Below are 17,547 nucleotides of genomic sequence, written 5' to 3'. Positions count from 1 at the left end.
CCCGGACGGCCCCGGCGCTTCGCGCACCGGGGCCGCGTGCCGGGACGGGACCGTCAGACGGACACGAACGGGCTGAAGTCCTTGTCCTCGTAGGGCCCGATGACCGCCAGGGTCATCGGGCGGGTGAGGACGTCGCGGGCGATCGCGTCGATGTCCTCGGAGGTCACCGCGTCGATCCGCGCCAGCACCTCGTCGACCGAGAGGAGCTCGTCGTAGACGAGCTCGCCCTTGCCGATCCGGGACATCCGGGACCCGGTGTCCTCCAGGCCGAGCACGAGGCCGCCGCGCATCTGGCCCTTGCCGCGGACGATCTCCTCCTCGGTGATGCCGTCGGCGACCACGCGCAGGATCTCCTCGCGGCAGATCTTCAGCACCTCGTCGATCTTCGAGGGCAGGCAGCCGGCGTAGACGCCGAACTGGCCGGTGTCGGCGTACTGCGAGGTGTAGCTGTACGTCGAGTAGGCCAGGCCGCGCTTCTCCCTGATCTCCTGGAACAGGCGCGACGACATGCCGCCGCCGAGCGCCGCGTTGAGCACCCCGAGGGCGAAGCGGCGCTCGTCGGTGCGGGTGATGCCCGTCGTGCCGAGGACCAGGTTGGCCTGCTCGGTCGGGCGGTGCAGCACCCGCAGCCCGGAACGGGCCGGCGGCACGCCCTCGCCGGACAGGCGCGGGGGGATCGGCTCGGCGTCCCCGCCCAGGGCCCCGGCCCGCTCGTAGGCCGCGGCGACCAGCTCAACGACCTGCTCGTGGGTGACGTTGCCCGCCACCGCGACCACGGTGTGCGTGGGCAGGTAGTGGCGCCGGTAGTACTCCGCGATCCGGTCGCGGCCGATCGCGTCGATCGACTCGGCCGTGCCGAGGATCGGCCTGCCGATGGGCGTGTCGCCGTACAGCTCGGCGGAGAACTGCTCGTGCACCACGTCCGACGGGTCGTCGTCGTGCATGGCGATCTCCTCGAGGATCACGCCGCGCTCGGCCTCGACGTCGTCGGGGGTGATGAGCGAGGAGGTCACCACGTCGGCGAGCACGTCGATCGCCACCCGCAGGTCCTCGTCGAGGACCCGCGCGTAGTAGCAGGTGTACTCCTTGGCGGTGAAGGCGTTGATCTCACCGCCGATGCCCTCGATCGCCGCGGAGATCTCCAGCGCGTCCCGTGTGGGGGTGCCCTTGAACAGCAGGTGCTCGAGGAAGTGGGAGGCCCCCATGTGCTCGGGCGCCTCGTCCCTCGATCCGATGCCGACCCACATGCCGACCGCGACGGAACGCACGGTCGGCATGGACTCGGTCACCACCCGGAGCCCACCGGGGAGGACGGTGCGCCGCACGACCCCGGCCCCACCGGAGCCGGGGTGCAGAGTGGTGGTGATCACGAGTTGCGGTCTTCTCCTCCGCGACCGCCCCCGCTGGTGCGGGTGCGCGTACGGGTGCGGCGCGGCTTGTCCTCGGCCGCGGGCCGCTCCTCGGCCGGAGCCGCGGAGGCGGCGGGAGCGGCGTCCGAGTCTCCCGACTCGGGGGTGCCGGCCTCGCCCCTGGCCTCGGCCTCCTTCTCGACGACCTCGACGGGGACCAGGGAGAGCTTGCCGCGCGCGTCGATCTCGGCGATCTCCACCTGGACCTTCTCGCCGACGTTCATGACGTCCTCGACGTTCTCGATGCGCTTGCCGCCGTGCAGCTTGCGGATCTGGGAGACGTGCAGCAGGCCGTCCTTGCCCGGCATGAGGGAGATGAACGCGCCGAAGGCGGCGATCTTGACGACCGTGCCCAGGTAGCGCTCGCCGACCTCCGGCATGTGCGGGTTGGCGATGGCGTTGATCGCCGACCGGGCGGCCTCGGCGGACGGGCCGTCGGTGGCGCCGATGTAGATGGTGCCGTCGTCCTCGATCGTGATCTCGGCGCCGGTGTCGTCCTGGATCTGGTTGATCATCTTGCCCTTCGGGCCGATGACCTCGCCGATCTTGTCGACCGGGACCTTGATCGTGATGATGCGCGGGGCCGTCGCGTTCATCTCCGCCGGGGAGTCGATGGCCTCCTGCATCACGTCGATGATGGCCAGGCGGGCGCCCTTGGCCTGCTTCAGCGCGGCGGCCAGGACCGAGGCGGGGATGCCGTCGAGCTTGGTGTCGAGCTGCAGGGCGGTGATGATCTCCCTGGTGCCGGCGACCTTGAAGTCCATGTCGCCCATGGCGTCCTCGGCGCCGAGGATGTCGGTCAGCGTGACGTACTGGTCGCCCTCGTTGATCAGGCCCATCGCGATGCCCGCGACGATGCCCTTCAGCGGGACACCCGCGTCCAGCAGGGACATCGTGCTGGCGCAGACCGAGCCCATGGAGGTGGAGCCGTTGGAGCCCAGCGCCTCCGACACCTGGCGGATCGCGTAGGGGAACTCCTCGCGGGCCGGCAGGACCGGGATGAGCGCCCGCTCAGCGAGGGCGCCGTGGCCGATCTCGCGGCGCTTGGGCGATCCCACCCGGCCGGTCTCGCCGGTGGAGTAGGGCGGGAAGTTGTAGTTGTGCATGTAGCGCTTGGTGCGCTCGGGGTTGAGCGTGTCGATCATCTGCTCCATGCGGAGCATGTTCAGCGTGGTGACGCCCAGGATCTGGGTCTCGCCGCGCTCGAACAGGGCCGAGCCGTGCACCCGGGGCACCACGTGCACCTCGGCGTTGAGCTGGCGGATGTCCTTCACGCCGCGGCCGTCGATCCGCACGCCCTCGGCGATGACCCGCTCGCGCATGAGCTTCTTGGTCAGCGACCGGAAGGCGGCGCCGACCTCCTTCTCGCGGCCCTCGAAGTCGGCGGCGACCTTCTCGGCGGCCAGCGCCTTCACCCGGTCGAGCTCGGTCTCGCGCTCCTGCTTGCCGGCGATGGTCAGCGCGGCGGCGAGCTCGCTCTTGACCGCGCCGGTCACGGCCTCCAGGACGTCGTCCTGGTAGTCGAGGAAGAGGGGGTACTCGCGGGTCTCCTTGGCGGCGACCCCGGCCACCTTGGCCTGCGCCTCGCAGAGCACCTTGATGAACGGCTTGGCCGCCTCCAGGCCCTGCGCCACGGTCTCCTCGGTCGGCGCGACGGCGCCGTCGGCGATGAGCTTGAGCGTGTCGCGGGTGGACTCGGCCTCGACCATCATGATCGCGACGTCGCCGTCCTCCAGGACGCGGCCGGCCACGACCATGTCGAAGGTGGCGCTCTCCAGCTCCGTGTGGGTCGGGAAGCCGATCCACTGGCCCTCGATCAGCGCGACGCGCACGCCGCCGATCGGGCCGGAGAAGGGCAGCCCGGCGAGCTGGGTGGACAGGGAGGCGGCGTTGATCGCGACCACGTCGTAGAGGTGGTCGGGGTGGAGCGCCATGACCGTGGCGACGACCTGGATCTCGTTGCGCAGGCCCTTGACGAACGACGGGCGCAGCGGCCGGTCGATCAGGCGGCAGGTGAGGATGGCGTCCTCGGAGGGACGGCCCTCGCGCCGGAAGAACGAGCCGGGGATGCGGCCCGCGGCGTACATGCGCTCCTCGACGTCCACCGTCAGGGGGAAGAAGTCGAGGTTGTCCTTGGGGTTCTTGGACGCGGTGGTCGCGGACAGGACCATCGTCTCGTCGTCCAGGTGGACGACGGCGGAACCCGCCGCCTGGCGCGCGAGCCGCCCGGTCTCGAACCGGATGGTGCGCGTGCCGAAGGAGCCGTTGTCGATGACGGCTTCACTGCTGTGGACACCCTCCACGGGGGACCTCCTTGTGGTCGGTCGCCCGCGTCCGCCCAGGCACGCGTGTCGTGCCTGGGTCGTCTTCTCGCCGCTTCCCCGTAGGTGCAGCGCCGGTCTTCGATCGAAGCGCCCGGTCCGCGCACGGCTCGGAGCCGTGCGCGACCGGGGGCCACTACCGAGGACCGGCCCTCCGACGCCGTGGGGCGCGTTTGCTTGCGGACGCGGGGCACTTCTCGGCTATTCAGTTTGCTCATGGAGCGGGCCTTTCGGCATCACGACGCGCCGGAGGCGGCCCCATGAGACGGGGAGCGGCGCGAACGCCGCTCCCCCGTCATGCTAGCGGCGCAGGCCGAGCCGCTCGATAAGCGAACGGTAACGCTCGATGTCCTTGTTCTGCAGGTACTTGAGCAGGCGGCGGCGCCGGCCGACCAGCAGCAGCAGACCGCGCTGGCTGTGGAAGTCGTGCTTGTTGCGCTTCATGTGCTCGGTGAGCTCACTGATGCGCTTGCTGAGGAGTGCGATCTGCACCTCGGGCGAGCCGGTGTCGGCCTCGCTCTTGGCGTACTCCCCGATGATCTGCTTCTTTGCGGCGCTGTCGAGCGACACGTCTCTCCTTGAACATCTACGGGCACACGTGAATTCGGAAAGCCCGAACGACCGTGCGTGCCTACAGTCGCCGTGGCGGGATCAGCGGCCGGGGGCGTGAACACCACCGGTCACAGAGCTGACATGCCAGACTACCATCGGTCTTCCCCTCCCCGCACACGCCGCGGCCCGGCGGGGCCGCGGATCCGGAGCGCGGGAGGAGCCGGTCAGCCCGCCTCGTGGACGACCCGGCCGTCCACGATCACGGTCTCGGCGCGCACGTGCGGGATGCGCTCCACCGGGATCCCGAAGAGGTCCTCGGAGAGGATCACCAGGTCGGCGAGCTTGCCCGCGGTCAGGGAGCCCCGGTCGTGGTCGCAGAAGTTGGCGTGGGCCGAGCCCAGGGTGTAGGCACGGACCGCGGTCTCCAGGTCGACGGTCTCCTCCGGCACCCAGGCGGGGCCGCCCGCCAGGCCCCTGCGGGTGACGGCGGTGTAGATGCCGATCATGGGGTCCATCTCGGCCACGTTCCAGTCGCTGGAGAACGCCAGGACGGCTCCCGCCTCGTGCAGCGAGCGCATCGGCCACGCCTTGGCCCACCGGCCGGGTCCCACGGCCTCGGCCCAGTCGTGACCGGGCCCGGCGATGTCCGGCGAGCAGTGCCGGGGCTGCATGCAGGCGACGACGCCCAGTTCGGCGAAGCGCGGCACGTCCGCCGGGTCGAGGCACTCGACGTGGACGACCTGGTGGCGGGCGTCGCGGGGACCGTTCACCCGCCGGGCGTGCTCGACGGCGTCCAGCACGGTGCGGATGCCCCGGTCCCCGGTGGCGTGCACGAACGCCTGGAACCCCGCCGCGTCCAGCTCGGCCAGCAGCCGCGCGAACTCCTCCGGCGGGTAGAAGGTCTCCCCCCGGTGCGCGTGCCCGCAGTACGGCTCCAGCAGCGCCGCCGTGTGCGGCTCCACCACGTCGTCGATGTAGAGCTTGAGCGGGCCGGCCCGCAGCCACTCGTCCCCGCCGCGGGCCGCCGCCGCGAACTCCGCCAGCTCGGCCCGGCCCGTCCCCCGGGGGTGGAACAGGGCCGCGATCACCCTCGACCGGAGCCGCCCCTCGGCCCGGGCCCGCTCGAACAGCGCCAGGTCGTCCAGCGAGTTCTGCGGCTCGACGATCGTGGTGATGCCGTACCCGGTGGCCATGTCGAGGCTGGCCAGCAGCCTCGGATACTGCCGCTCGGCGCTCGCCCACGGCACGCCCAGCTCCGCCAGGGCGCGCTGCCCGTCCCGGGAGAGCCCGCGCACCGCGAACTCGGTGACGAACCCGGTCGGCTCGCCCGCCTCGTCCGTCTCGGCCACGCCGTACGGCAGGTCGGTGCGGTCGCGGTCGATGCCCAGCTCGCGCAGGCCGGCCGTGTTCAGCCACATGGTGTGCACGTCGTACCCGAACACGAAGGCGGGCAGGCCCCCGGTGAGCGGGTCCAGGTCGGCGGCGCGCGGCATCCGGCCGCCGGGGATCGCGGAGTACTCGAAGCCCTCGCACTCGATCCACCGGGCGTCCGGGTTGGCCGCCCGCCAGGCGGCGATCCGCCGCCCGATCTCCGCCAGGGAGCCCGCCCCGGCGAGCTGGACGCACGCCGCGTCCGAGCCGAGCCGCACGTGGTTGTGGGCGTCCACGAACCCGGGCAGGACCAGCCGCCCGCCCGCGTCGACCACCTCCGCGGCCTCCGGGCGGGAGGCGTCGTCGCCGACCCAGGTGATCCGCCCGTCCTTCACCGCCAGCGCCTGCGCCCGCGGGAGCGCGGGGTCCACGGTGTGGATGCGGGCGTTGCGCACCACCAGGTCGTTCACGCGGCCTCGTCCTCCGGGGTCGCCACGACCCAGCGGCTCGCCGTACGGGGCCGCAGGTAGAAGAGGTAGTAGGCCGCGCAGATCGCGACGATGGCGCCGGCGATGGCCAGGTCCTTCAGCTCCTGCTCGGCCAGGGCGTAGAGCAGGGCGGCGATCACCGCGACCGGGACGACCGGCCAGAGCGGCATCCGCCAGGCGGCGGCCCTGCGGTAGCCGCCGGCGCGGGCGCGCAGGGCGGCGACCGCGATGACGAGGGAGACCAGCGTCAGGATGACCGAGGTGACGCCGAGCAGGCCCTCGATGTCGAACAGGGCCGCCATCAGCGCGCCGGGCAGACCGATGGCCAGGGTGCTCACCCAGGGCGAGCCCCACCTGGGGTGGAGCCTGGTGAGGGCCCGGTTGACCGGCTCGGGCCAGGCGCGGTCGCGGCCGGAGGCGAAGATGACGCGGCCGTTCTGCAGCGCCATGACCAGCACCGCGTTGAGGATCGCGATCGCGATGCCCAGGTTGATCACGGCGGCGAAGCCGGGGCTGGTCCAGGCCCGCACGTAGTCGGGGAAGGTCCCGTTGACCAGGTCGTCGAGCGAGCCGACGCCGAGCACCGCGGCGGCCGTGGGGATGATGATGATCGCTCCGGCCAGGCCGAGCGCCCAGAAGACGGTCCGGGGGACGTTGCGGCGCGGGTCCTTGATCTCCTCGGTGAGGTAGACGGCCGAGCCGAAGCCGTTGAAGGAGAACATCGTGACCGTGAGCCCGGCCATCAGGATTCCCAGGGAGAAGGCCGAGAGCCCGCCCTGCCCGTCGGGCACCACCGGGGAGACCAGCACCGACACGTCGCGCTGGGAGTTGAGGAAGCCGAAGCCGGCGACCACGGCGGCGGCGATGATCTCGATGGCGAGGAAGATGCCGGTGATGAAGGCGTTGGAGCGGACGTCGAGCACGGCGAACAGCGTGGCCAGCAGCATGACGACCGCTCCGGCGAGCGCGCGGTCCACGGTGAACAGGTCCGCCAGGTAGTCGGCGGTGCCCAGCGCGATGATCGGCGGGATGACGACCAGGAGGGAGGCCGAGAGCCCGAAGGTGATCCAGCCGGCGAACCGGCCGAGCACCGTGGTCACCATGGCGTACTCGCCGCCGGAGCTCGGCGCGAGCGTGCCCAGCTCGGCGTAGCAGAACGCGATACCGGCCGAGACCACCAGGCCCGCGGCCAGTGCGAGCACCGCGCCGCTCCCCTGCCCGGCCAGCACCTCGGGAACGATGATGAACAGCGACGAGGTGGGCGTGATACACGACAGGGTGAGCATGACCGCGCCGAACAGGCCGAGCACGCGGGGCAGGGATGGAGCCGCTTGCGGCGTGAGAGCGGTCTGGTCGAGCACGGGAGCTCCTCACACGACGATCATTTTGAATGACGTTCAAAGTTTTGAATGCCATTCAAAATGCACTGTCGTAGAGTCGTGCGTCAAGTGGGCTTTGACGACCTGTTACCGGAACGAGGCGACATGGCACGGGGTCAGGCGCGCGGTACGGTCCGGCGGCGGCTGGAGCGCCCGCGCGAGCAGATGCTCGAAGCCGCCATGGAGGCGATCGCCGAGTACGGCCCGGCCGAGATGACGATGGCCGAGCTCGCCCGCCGGCTGGGCACCAGCGGCGGTCACGTCCTGTACTACTTCGGCAGCAAGGACCAGGTCCTGCTGGAAACGCTGCGCTGGAGCGAGGAGAAGCACGTCCCCGGCCGGGCGGCGCTGCTGGCGGCCGGCGGGAGCGCGCTGGAGCGGCTGCCCGCCTTCGTGGAGCTCTACCTGCCCGAAGGCGCGGCCGACCCGCGCTGGCTGCTCTGGGTCCACGTGTGGGGCCGCACGCTCGCGGTGCCCGAGCTGCGCGACACCCAGCTGGAGCTCGACCTGGTCTGGCACCGCGACCTGGTCGCCCTGCTGGAGCAGGGCGCACGCGGTGGCGAGTTCGCCGTCCCCGTGGACCTGGAGAGCTTCTCGGTACGGCTGCGCGCGATGCTGGACGGCTTCAGCACCCAGCTCGTGATCGGCGTGCCCGGCGTGACCCGGGAGAGCTCGCTCGCCCACGCGATGGACTACGCCCGCCAGGCCCTCGTCCCGCCCGCGCCCGCCGCGGGCTGACCCCCGTCGGACGTGCTCAGTCTCCTCGGTAGAGACGGTCCAGGTCGATCAGCTCGACGTCGTCCCGGGCCTTCGCGAGATCGCGCAGTCCCCGGGTGAAGCCGGAGCGGGAGAACAGCAGCAGCTTGGGCGGCCCGTCGACCTTTCCCGGATCCAGGAGCCCGCGGATGTGCTCAAGCCGCTCCACCGCACCCGTGTCCATCGGCACGGCGGTCGCCTTGACCTCTCCGATGGCGGTCACCCGATCGGCGGCGGACAGCCGCGCCTCGATCGCCACCACGTCCAGCTCGTGCGACGACCGTTCCTTTCTGCAGGCCAGTACGGCGGGCATCACCTGACCGGCGACGCCTCCGAGGGTCTCCTTCGACGCGTGCTCCATGCACCACCTGCGGGCCAGGTCCTCCAGGTGCGGGCCGTAGATCAATGAGCTGACCGCGTCGGCGGCCTCCGCCCATACCTGCTTCTCCGCCCGCATGACCAGACGGCCTTCGTTCGGGCGGATGACGAGCTGGTGAAAGCGGATGAGCGGCTCCGCGATCCGGTAGACGGGCCGCTTCTGCCGGAAGGCGTCGTCGAGCCGCTCGATCAGGAGGGTGTGCTCCAGCATGAGCAGCGGGTAGGTCAGCGCGCTGTCGGGCCGGCCGAGAACGGTCGCGATCTCACCCCTCTTGTGCGCTCCCCTGCTGATCGCGGCGAGCACCGCGTAATGCAGCGCGGGATCACCGAGGCCCGGCTCCTCATGGAGCAGGACATCGCCCTCACGGAACATCGCACTCGCCGGACGGAGCAGCCGGCGGGCGACCCAGCCGTCGAAGTCGGCCGCGCTCATCGGCGCGTCGAAAGACATCTCCCGGTAGGCGGGGGTACCGCCGACCAGAGCGTGCAGCCGGAAGGCCAGCTCGGGGTCATGCGCCACCCCCCAGAACTCGGCCGCGTCCCGGTATCCCAGGGGATCGACCATGAGTTCGAGGGTCGCCCGGCCCCTGAGCGGGGCGCTGCCGCCCAGCAGCCCCCGCATCGTGGTGATCGCGCTCCCGCACAGGATCAGCCGCGTCCGCGTCCGGGTCTTGGCGTGGCTGCGCGGGCTGAGCGCGTTCTGGACGATCGAGGCCAGCGGAGGGGCCGCCTCCAGCAGGTAGGAGAACTCGTCCAGCACGACCGTGACCGGCTGGTCCCTGCCCTCCCCGAGCCGGAGCAGCGCATCGACGGCTTCCCGCCAGTCGCCGAAGGCGGCACCCGGAAGCCCGGTGTGGCGCGCGTACGCGGTGGCGAGATCCGCCCGGTTCTGTGTGTCGGACTGCTGAAGGCCGGTGAACATGAATCCACCGGCGGCCTCGGTGAGCAGTTCGAGCAGCAGGGTCTTACCCTGACGTCTGCGGCCGTAGACCAAGGCCAGCGTCGCACCGGAGGCCGGGTTCCCGGCGAACTCCACCAGATCCTCCCACTCGGTCTCCCGGTCGAAGAGCAGGTCCGGCTTGGTCCATGCCTGCAAGCAACCCACCTCCAGGAATAGTAACGCAAGTTATGGTAACTGGAATTACATCTCTGGGAAGGGGAATCGCTCCGGGCGGGCGACACAAGCTTCCAAGGAGCGACGCCCTGGAACGCCCGGTTGGCCCCCGAGGCGTCGATCCAGTGAAACAGCGATGTGCCGCCCCCGCCGCCGGCGTCCCGAGGGCTCGGGCAGACTGGCCGGATGATGTACGGAGACGACGCGGCGACCCTCCACGCCTGGGCGGCCCTCGGAGGCCGGGACGGACTGGCCGAGGGAGTGTCGTACGAAGGGCCGGAGGGCGTGCTGTCGGCTCGCCTGCCGGTGCGGGCGCGGGCGCGGGCGAGCGTGGGCGTGTGCTCGCTGGCGGCCGCGGAACCGCTGGCCGACGGGGCTCCCGTGCCCCCGCGAGGACGCCCCTGTCCTGGATCGGACGGGCTCCGGAGATCCGCAGAGGCTCCGGGCTCCGCCCTCCGGACCGGCCGGGTCAGGAGGTGAGGCGGCGGGTCTCGTCGACGTCGGCGTTGATCTGCTCGACCAGCGCCTCGATCGAGTCGAACCTCGTGTTGCCGCGGAGCCGGTGGCCGAACTCGACGGCCACGTGCGCGCCGTACAGTTCCAGGTCGTCGCGGTCGAGCGCGTAGGCCTCGACGGTGCGGGGCACGCCCTCGAAGGTCGGGTTGGTGCCCACGGAGATCGCGGCCGGCCAGCGCTCGCCCTCGTAGACGGCCGGCAGGTTCCCTGTCGGGATGCACCGCAGCCACCCGGCGTAGACCCCGTCGGCGGGGATCGCGGTGAACTCCGGCGACTCGACGTTGGCGGTCGGGAAGCCCAGCTGGCGCCCGCGCTGGTAGCCGCGGACCACCACGCCCTCCACCCGGTGCGGACGGCCCAGCGCGGCGGTGACCGCCTCGATGTCCCCCGCGGCGAGCCGCTCGCGGATCCGGGTGGAGGAGATGGCCTCCCCGTTGCTCACCAGGGGCACCCCCTCGGCCTCGAAGTCGTACTTCTCCCCCAGGGTCCGCAGCGTCTCGACGTCGCCGGAGGCCTTGTGGCCGAAGCGGAAGTTCTCCCCCACCACGACCCCCGCCGCGTGCAACCGGTCGACCAGCACGGTCTGCACGAACTCGTCCGGGCTCATCCGGGAGAACTCCAGCGTGAACGGGAGCACGCAGACCGCGTCCACGCCCAGCGCGGCCAGCAGCTCGGTGCGGTGCCTGGCCGTGGTCAGCCGGGGCGGGTGCGTGCCCGGCCGGACCACCTCGTCCGGGTGGGGATCGAACGTCACGACCACCGAGGGCAGCCCGAGCCGGCCGGCCATCGCGACGGCGCGGGCCACCATCTGCTGGTGACCGGTGTGCACGCCGTCGAAGACGCCGATCGTGATGACGGACCTGCCCCAGTCCTCGGGCACGTCCTGCAATCCGTGCCAGCCTCGCACCGCAGCCTCTTCCCTCGTGACGGATCGACCCCTAAAGCCTGCCATGCTCCCCGCGCCTTTCCCCAATCGGGGAGGCCGTTGCCGGGCGCCGGGCCCGCCGGACGCCCCTGGCCAGGCAGGGAACGGATCTCCCGGGTGCGGTTCCCCGGACCCGGGGCCTCCCCGTCCGGGCGGGGAGCGGGTCTCCTGCCGGGCCCGCCGGGCCTCCCGGCCCCGGCAGGAGCGGACCCCCGGGCTCCGGGTCAGCCGGTGAAGACGGCCAGGGATCTGGCGATCCTGCCGTGCTCCTCGACCAGCGCGACCAGTGTGCCGTCCGGGGCGAACACCCCGATCGGCCCCTTCCCCAGTCCCGCGGCGGGCAGCCGCCCGCCGTGCGCCACCGTGCCCGCCTCCTCGGCGGTCACGTCGCGGCGCGGGAACGCCGCCGCCACGGCCTCGGCCATGGGCAGGATCGCGCACTCCCGGCCGAGTTCCTCGATCGTGCGCGCCATCGACAGGTCGTAGGGGCCGACCCGGGTGCGGCGCAGGAAGGTCAAGTGCCCGCCGGTGCCGAGGGCCGCGCCGAGGTCCCGGGCGAGCGCCCGGATGTAGGTCCCGCTGGAGCAGGTCACCGAGGCGTCGACGTCGAGCAGGTCGCCCTCCCGGCGGATCGCGGTGACCTCGAAGCCGGAGACCGTCACCGGGCGCGCCTGGAGCGCGACCTCCTCCCCCGCCCTGGCCCGCTTGTAGGCCCGCTCGCCGTTCACCTTGATGGCGCTCACCTGCGGCGGGACCTGCATGATCCGGCCGGTCAGCGCCGCGACGCCGGCCCGGACGGCCTCCTCCGCCACCCCGGCCGCCGACGCCTCCGCGGTGATCTCGCCCTCGGCGTCGTCGGTGTTGGTGGATCGGCCGAGCCGGATCGTGGCGTCGTAGCCCTTCTCGGTGAGCGCCAGGTGCCCCAGCAGGCGGGTGGCCTTCTCCACGCCGACCACCAGCACGCCGGTGGCCATCGGATCCAGGGTCCCGGCGTGGCCGACCCTGCGGGTGCCCGCGATGCCGCGGAGCTTGCCGACGACGTCGTGCGAGGTCCACTCGGCGGGCTTGTCCACGATGATCAGCCCGCTCGGCGGCGGGGTTCGCTTGGCGCGAGCCGTACTCATCGAATCTCCTTGAGCGTGCGGGTCCCGGCCGCGGCGGGCGGGCCGCGGGGGTTCTCCTACAGGAGCGCGCGCAGGCGCGCCATCGTCTCCTCGACGGGCAGGCGGGAGGTGAAGCCGGCGGCCCGGGCGTGCCCGCCGCCGCCCAGCTCCGCGCAGAGGCGCGCGACGTCCGTGCCGCCCCGGGATCGGGTGGAGACCTGCCAGGCGCCGTCGTCGTCCTCCTTGAGGACCACGGCCACGTCCGCCTCGTCGGCGCGCCGGACCACGTCGATGATCCCCTCGACCGCGTCGTACGGCAGGCCGTACGCGGCCCGGTCGGCACGGGTGACGAACGTCCAGACCAGGCCCGCGCCCACCCCGGGCTCCAGCGCGACCCGGCCGAGCACGGCGCCGAGGATGCGCAGGTAGCCGAACGGGGCGCTGTCCCACAGGCGCCGGGCGGTCTCCGCCGGATCCACTCCCGCGGCCACCAGCCGGGCGGCCATGAGGTGCGCCGCCGGGGTGGCCGAGGCGTGCCGGAAGGAGCCGGTGTCGGTCACCAGGCCGGTGTAGAGGCAGGTGGCGACGGTCTCGTCGATCGGCAGGCCGAGCCTGCGCAGCAGTTCCTCGACGAGCGCGGTGGTGGAGGGCGCTGCGGGGTCGACCAGGTTGAGCGTGCCGAAGCCGGGGTTGGACGGGTGGTGGTCCACCACGATCAGCTCGCGGGCCTTGCCGGCGTTCGCGGCCAGCAGGCCGAGCCGGTCGGCGACGGCCGCGTCGAAAGTGATCATCAGCTCGGGCGCGGCCGGGTAGGCGGCGGGCTCGACCAGGAGTTCCTGGCCGGGCAGGAAGCGCAGCAGCCGGGGGACCTCGAACCTGCGGTCGCCGAAGGAGGCCGCCACCCGCTTGCCCGCGGCGCGCAGCGCGCTCCCGGCCGCCAGCATCGAACCGAGGGCGTCGCCGTCCGGCGCGATGTGGCAGGCCAGGGCGATCTCGTCGGCGGACGAGATCAGTTCGACGGCCCGGTCCCACTCGAGGTCCGGCACCGGACCGCCATCACGCGCGTCGGAGGTCACGGTGCCGAGTGTCCCGCGCGGCCTGACGGCTCGTCCGCGTTTTCCTCGGATTCGTCGTCCTCGCCGTCTTCGTCGGGCTTCCGGTACGGGTCGGCCTCGCCGGCGTACTGGGCGTTCTCCGCCCGCCTGGCGATCTCCGCGTCCCGCGCCCTGGCCTCGGCGAGCAGGTCGTCGAGGTGACGGGCGCTGTCCGGGAGCGGGTCGTGGGTGAACGTCAGCGTCGGCGTGTGGCGCAGGCCGGTCTGGCGGCCCACCTCCGAGCGGATGAGCCCCTTGGCGCTCTCCAGCGCCGCGGCGGAGTCGGCCCGCTCGGCCTCGGAGCCGAACACGGTGTAGAACACCGTGGCGTCGCTGAGGTCCGGGGTGATGCGCGCGTCCGTCACGGTCACGAAGCCCAGCCTCGGATCCTTGATCCGGCGCTTCAGCAACTCGGCCACGATCTGCTGGATCCGGTCAGCGATCTTGCTGGCGCGTGCGGCGTCCATCGTCGCCTCCCCCTTCTCGCCGACGGCCGGGCACGCGGAGTGCGCCTCCGCGCCCGGCCGTCCGTAACTAGTCTTCGTCCTCGTTGTAGAGCCGCTGCCTGGCCGAGAGCAGCTCGATCTCCGGCCGTCCGGCGACCAGGCGCTCGCAGTCGTCCAGCACGCCGCCGCAGTTGGCCGCGGTGGCGGAGACGACCGCGATCCCGATCTCCGTACGGCGGTGCAGGTCCAGGTGGCCGGTCTCGGCGACGGCCACACCGGGGAACCGCCGCTGCACCTCGGCGATGATGGGACGCACCACGGAGCGCTTCTGCTTCAGCGAGTGGACGTCGCCGAGCAGGATGTCCAGTGTCAGAGCACCTACGTACATCGTGAGTTCACCACGCGTGCCTCCCCCGCCCCGCGCCGGTACGGCGTGCGTACCGGCGCGGGACGGGAGCGGGCATCAGACGCGCGGCTTCTCCCGCATCTCGAACGTCTCGATGACGTCGTCGATCTTGATGTCGCTGTAGCCGACACCGATACCGCACTCGTAGCCCTCGCGGACCTCGGTCGCGTCGTCCTTGAACCGGCGCAGCGACGAGACGGTGAGGTTGTCGGAGATCACGACACCGCCTCGGATGATCCGCGCCTTGCTGTTGCGGACGATCACGCCCGAGCGGACCAGCGCACCGGCGATGTTGCCGATCTTCGGCACCTTGAAGACCTCGCGGACTTCGGCGGTGCCCATCTGGACCTCTTCGAACTCGGGCTTGAGCATGCCCTTGAGGGCCGCCTCGATCTCCTCGATCGCCTGGTAGATGACCGAGTAGTAGCGGATGTCGACGCCCTCGCGCTCGGCCAGGTCGCGCGCCCGGACCTCGGGACGCACGTTGAAGCCGATGATGACGGCGTTGTCGTCGGCCATCGCCAGGTTGACGTCGTACTCGGTGATGGCACCGACCGCGCGGTGGAGCACCCGGAGGCGCACCTCCTCGCCGACGTCGATCTTGAGCAGCGCGTCCTCCAGGGCCTCGACCGAACCGGAGACGTCACCCTTGATGATGAGCTTGAGCTCGTCGATCTGGCCCTTCTCCATCTCGCTGAAGAGCTCTTCGAGGGTGCGGCGCCGGCCGGACCTGGCCATGTCCGCGATGCGCTTGCGGGCGGCCCGCTGCTGGGCGATCTGGCGCGCCATCCGGTCGTCGGTGACGACGATGAAGTTGTCACCGGCGCCGGGCACCGCGGTCAGGCCGAGGACCAGCACCGGACGCGACGGGTCGGCCTCTTCGATCGACTCGCCGTTGTCGTCCAGCATCGCCCGGACGCGGCCGAAGGCCTCGCCGCAGACGATCGAGTCGCCGACGCGGAGCGTGCCGCGCTGGACCAGCACGGTCGCCACCGGGCCGCGGCCCTTGTCGAGGTGGGCCTCGATGGCGACGCCCTGGGCGTCCATCGTCGGGTTCGCCCGCAGGTCGAGCTCGGCGTCCGCGGTGAGCAGGACCGCCTCGAGCAGGCTCTCGATGCCGATGTCGTTCTTGGCGGAGATGTCGACGAACAGCGTGCTGCCGCCGTACTCCTCGGCGACGAGGCCGTACTCGGTGAGCTGGGCCCGGACCTTGTTCGGGTCGGCGCCCTCCTTGTCGATCTTGTTGACCGCGACCACGATCGGCACGTCCGCCGCCTGGGCGTGGTTCAGCGCCTCGATGGTCTGCGGCTTCACACCGTCGTCGGCCGCGACCACCAGGATGGCGATGTCGGTGACCTTGGCACCGCGGGCTCGCATGGCGGTGAACGCCTCGTGACCCGGGGTGTCGATGAAGGTGATCCGCCGCTGCTCGCCCTCGTGCTCGGTGGCGATCTGGTAGGCACCGATGTGCTGGGTGATGCCGCCGGCCTCGCGCGCCACCACGTTGGTCTTGCGGATGGCGTCGAGGAGCCTGGTCTTACCGTGGTCGACGTGACCCATGACGGTGACGACCGGCGGGCGCGCGGCCAGGTCGGCGTCGTCGCCCTCGTCCTCGCCGAACTCGATGTCGAAGGACTCGAGCAGCTCGCGGTCCTCCTCCTCCGGGCTGACCACGAGCAGGTTGTAGTCGAGCTCGGCGGCGAGGAGCTGCAGCGTCTCCTCGTTGACCGACTGCGTGGCGGTCACCATCTCGCCGAGGTGCAGCATGATCTGCACCAGCGACGCGGGGTTGGCGCCGATCTTGTCGGCGAAGTCCGCCAGGGAGGCGCCGCGCGACAGGCGGATCGTCTGACCGCCGCCGCGGGGAGCCTGCACGCCGCCGATCGCCGGGGCCTGCATGTTGTCGAACTCCTGGCGCCTCTGGCGCTTGGACTTGCGACCGCGGGCCGGGCGTCCGCCCGGACGGCCGAACGCGCCCGCCGTGCCGCCGCCGCGGCCACGGCCGCCACCGCCGCCGGGACGGCCGGCGAAGCCGCCGCCACCGCCACCGGGACCGCCGGTCCCGGTTCCGGGACGGCCCGCACCGCCACCGCCGCCGCCGGGACGGCCGGCGAAGCCGCCGCCACCCGGACGGCCACCGCCGCCGGGACGGCCCGCACCGCCGCCGCCGGGACGGCCGGGACCGCCGGGACGGCCCGCACCGCCGCCGCCGGGACCGGCGGGACGGCCCTGGGGCATCATCATCGGGCTGGGACGCGGACCGCCGGGACGCGGACCGGCGACACCGCCGCCGCCACCGGGACGCGGACCGCCGGCACCGGGACCCGGGCGCGGACCGGCCGCACCGGGCGGGCCGGGACGCGGACCACCGGGACGCGGACCGGCTGCGCCCTCGCGGGGAGCGCGGTCCTCACGCGGGCCGCGGTCCTCACGGGGACCCGGACGGGGGCCGCGGTCACCGGGACCGCCGGGACCGCCCGGACGCGGCGGACGGGCCTGGCCCATGCCGCTGGCGTTCGAGGAGAACGGGTTGTTGCCCGGACGCGGACCGCGCGGGCCCGGCCTGGGGCCGGGCTTCGCCCCGCCGGCGCCGGCGCCGGTACGCGGCGCCGAGGGCCCTCCGCCGGGACCACCGGCGGGACGGCCTTCGGGACGCGCGGCCTCGGGACGCCCGCCCGGGGCCGGACGCGGACTGGGCCGCGGACCCGGCTTGGGGCCGGGGCCGGCCGGACGCGGGGTCTCGGTGCGGGGAGCCTCGAAGCGCGGCGGCTGCACCGGAGACGGCTGCTGCTGCGCGGGAGGCTGCTGCTGGATCTGCTGGGGCTGCGGGGCCTGCGGCGCGGGGGCCGCGGGACGCGGAGCCGGACCCGGTCGCGGACCCGGCTTGGGAGCCGGCCCCGGACGCGGGGCTGCGGGCGCCTGAGCGCCGCCGCCGGCCTGGCTGTCAGCCGGCCGGGGGGCCGCCTGGGGCGGCCTGGGCGTCCTGTTGCCGCCCTTGTCGGACGAGCCCTTGGTGGGCCCGCCCAAAGCTTCCGTGAGCCTGCGCACTACCGGTGCTTCGATAGTCGAGGACGCCGAACGCACGAACTCGCCCATCTCCTGGAGCTTGGCCATGACGACCTTGCTCTCCACACCGAACTCCTTGGCGAGCTCGTATACCCGGACCTTCGCCACTGCACTCCCTTACTCGGCCCGGGAGGCTGTGCCGCCGGACCGTCGTTACGTGAACGTACTCATCGCCGCATGCTCATCAGGCGCTCATAGCTATCTGACCAGCCCATCGACTCGG

13 protein-coding genes are annotated in these 17,547 nt (G+C 72.4%); 1 reads left to right on the top strand and 12 read right to left on the bottom strand.

What is annotated here, in order from left to right; all coding sequences use genetic code 11:
* Window positions 1–53: 53 nt before the first annotated feature.
* The 5 genes from FHS22_RS24725 to FHS22_RS37420 all read right to left on the bottom strand — a co-directional run bounded on the left by FHS22_RS24725 (window position 54) and on the right by FHS22_RS37420 (window position 7,502).
* Window positions 54–1,367 carry an insulinase family protein gene (locus FHS22_RS24725; protein ID WP_184945363.1) on the bottom strand — a complete coding sequence of 438 codons (1,314 nt, stop codon included), beginning with the start codon at window positions 1,365–1,367 and terminating at the stop codon, window positions 54–56.
* Entirely contained in the window at window positions 1,367–3,712 is a 2,346-nt protein-coding gene (locus FHS22_RS24720; protein WP_184945292.1) for a polyribonucleotide nucleotidyltransferase, read from the bottom strand. The genes FHS22_RS24725 and FHS22_RS24720 overlap by 1 nt, the downstream gene beginning before the upstream one ends.
* A gap of 318 nt (window positions 3,713–4,030) precedes the next feature.
* Window positions 4,031–4,300: a 30S ribosomal protein S15 gene (gene rpsO / locus FHS22_RS24715; RefSeq protein ID WP_184945291.1), complete on the bottom strand. Its 270-nt coding sequence runs from the start codon at window positions 4,298–4,300 to the stop codon at window positions 4,031–4,033.
* 206 nt (window positions 4,301–4,506) lie between these two features.
* Window positions 4,507–6,123 carry an amidohydrolase gene (locus FHS22_RS37425; protein ID WP_221474046.1) on the bottom strand — a complete coding sequence of 539 codons (1,617 nt, stop codon included), beginning with the start codon at window positions 6,121–6,123 and terminating at the stop codon, window positions 4,507–4,509.
* The gene (locus FHS22_RS37420; protein ID WP_221474045.1) at window positions 6,120–7,502 is read right to left on the bottom strand and encodes an APC family permease; all 1,383 of its coding nucleotides are present in this window, start codon (window positions 7,500–7,502) and stop codon (window positions 6,120–6,122) included. The genes FHS22_RS37425 and FHS22_RS37420 overlap by 4 nt, the downstream gene beginning before the upstream one ends.
* 123 nt (window positions 7,503–7,625) lie before the next feature.
* Here FHS22_RS37420 and FHS22_RS24705 point away from each other — a divergent pair, with 123 nt between their 5' ends.
* The gene (locus tag FHS22_RS24705) at window positions 7,626–8,258 is read left to right on the top strand and encodes a TetR/AcrR family transcriptional regulator (RefSeq protein WP_184945289.1); all 633 of its coding nucleotides are present in this window, start codon (window positions 7,626–7,628) and stop codon (window positions 8,256–8,258) included.
* Between the two features lie 16 nt (window positions 8,259–8,274).
* On the opposite strand, the gene FHS22_RS24700 is transcribed toward FHS22_RS24705, so the two are convergent.
* The 7 genes from FHS22_RS24700 to infB all read right to left on the bottom strand — a co-directional run bounded on the left by FHS22_RS24700 (window position 8,275) and on the right by infB (window position 17,432).
* The gene (locus FHS22_RS24700; protein WP_184945287.1) at window positions 8,275–9,750 is read right to left on the bottom strand and encodes an AAA family ATPase; all 1,476 of its coding nucleotides are present in this window, start codon (window positions 9,748–9,750) and stop codon (window positions 8,275–8,277) included.
* A gap of 487 nt (window positions 9,751–10,237) precedes the next feature.
* Complete coding sequence (locus FHS22_RS24695) at window positions 10,238–11,191, bottom strand: bifunctional riboflavin kinase/FAD synthetase (protein ID WP_184945285.1); 954 nt, start codon at window positions 11,189–11,191, stop codon at window positions 10,238–10,240.
* A gap of 242 nt (window positions 11,192–11,433) precedes the next feature.
* Window positions 11,434–12,333: a tRNA pseudouridine(55) synthase TruB gene (gene truB / locus FHS22_RS24690; protein ID WP_184945283.1), complete on the bottom strand. Its 900-nt coding sequence runs from the start codon at window positions 12,331–12,333 to the stop codon at window positions 11,434–11,436.
* Between the two features lie 56 nt (window positions 12,334–12,389).
* A complete protein-coding gene (locus tag FHS22_RS24685; RefSeq protein ID WP_184945282.1) occupies window positions 12,390–13,388 on the bottom strand; it encodes a DHH family phosphoesterase in 999 nt (332 codons plus the stop codon).
* Window positions 13,385–13,873 carry a 30S ribosome-binding factor RbfA gene (gene rbfA, locus FHS22_RS24680; RefSeq protein WP_184945281.1) on the bottom strand — a complete coding sequence of 163 codons (489 nt, stop codon included), beginning with the start codon at window positions 13,871–13,873 and terminating at the stop codon, window positions 13,385–13,387. The genes FHS22_RS24685 and rbfA overlap by 4 nt, the downstream gene beginning before the upstream one ends.
* Before the next feature lie 67 nt (window positions 13,874–13,940).
* Complete coding sequence (locus FHS22_RS24675) at window positions 13,941–14,240, bottom strand: DUF503 domain-containing protein (RefSeq protein WP_184945280.1); 300 nt, start codon at window positions 14,238–14,240, stop codon at window positions 13,941–13,943.
* 75 nt (window positions 14,241–14,315) lie between these two features.
* Window positions 14,316–17,432: a translation initiation factor IF-2 gene (infB, locus tag FHS22_RS24670; protein ID WP_184945279.1), complete on the bottom strand. Its 3,117-nt coding sequence runs from the start codon at window positions 17,430–17,432 to the stop codon at window positions 14,316–14,318.
* Window positions 17,433–17,547: the final 115 nt, after the last annotated feature.

This window comes from Thiemannella venezuelensis, from assembly GCF_014203605.1.
Lineage (GTDB): Bacteria > Actinomycetota > Actinomycetes > Streptosporangiales > Streptosporangiaceae > Planomonospora_A > Planomonospora_A venezuelensis.
Note: the sequence above shows the minus strand (reverse complement) of the source record. Positions and strands in the feature narration are given on the sequence as shown.

What these genes read in the sequence shown, in the direction of transcription:
- FHS22_RS24705 (WP_184945289.1), top strand. Translation starts at nt 7,626, where the DNA reads ATGGCACGGGGTCAGGCGCGCGGTACGGTCCGGCGGCGGCTGGAGCGC.
- truB (WP_184945283.1), bottom strand. Translation starts at nt 12,333, where the DNA reads ATGAGTACGGCTCGCGCCAAGCGAACCCCGCCGCCGAGCGGGCTGATC.
- rbfA (WP_184945281.1), bottom strand. Translation starts at nt 13,873, where the DNA reads ATGGACGCCGCACGCGCCAGCAAGATCGCTGACCGGATCCAGCAGATC.
- FHS22_RS24675 (WP_184945280.1), bottom strand. Translation starts at nt 14,240, where the DNA reads ATGTACGTAGGTGCTCTGACACTGGACATCCTGCTCGGCGACGTCCAC.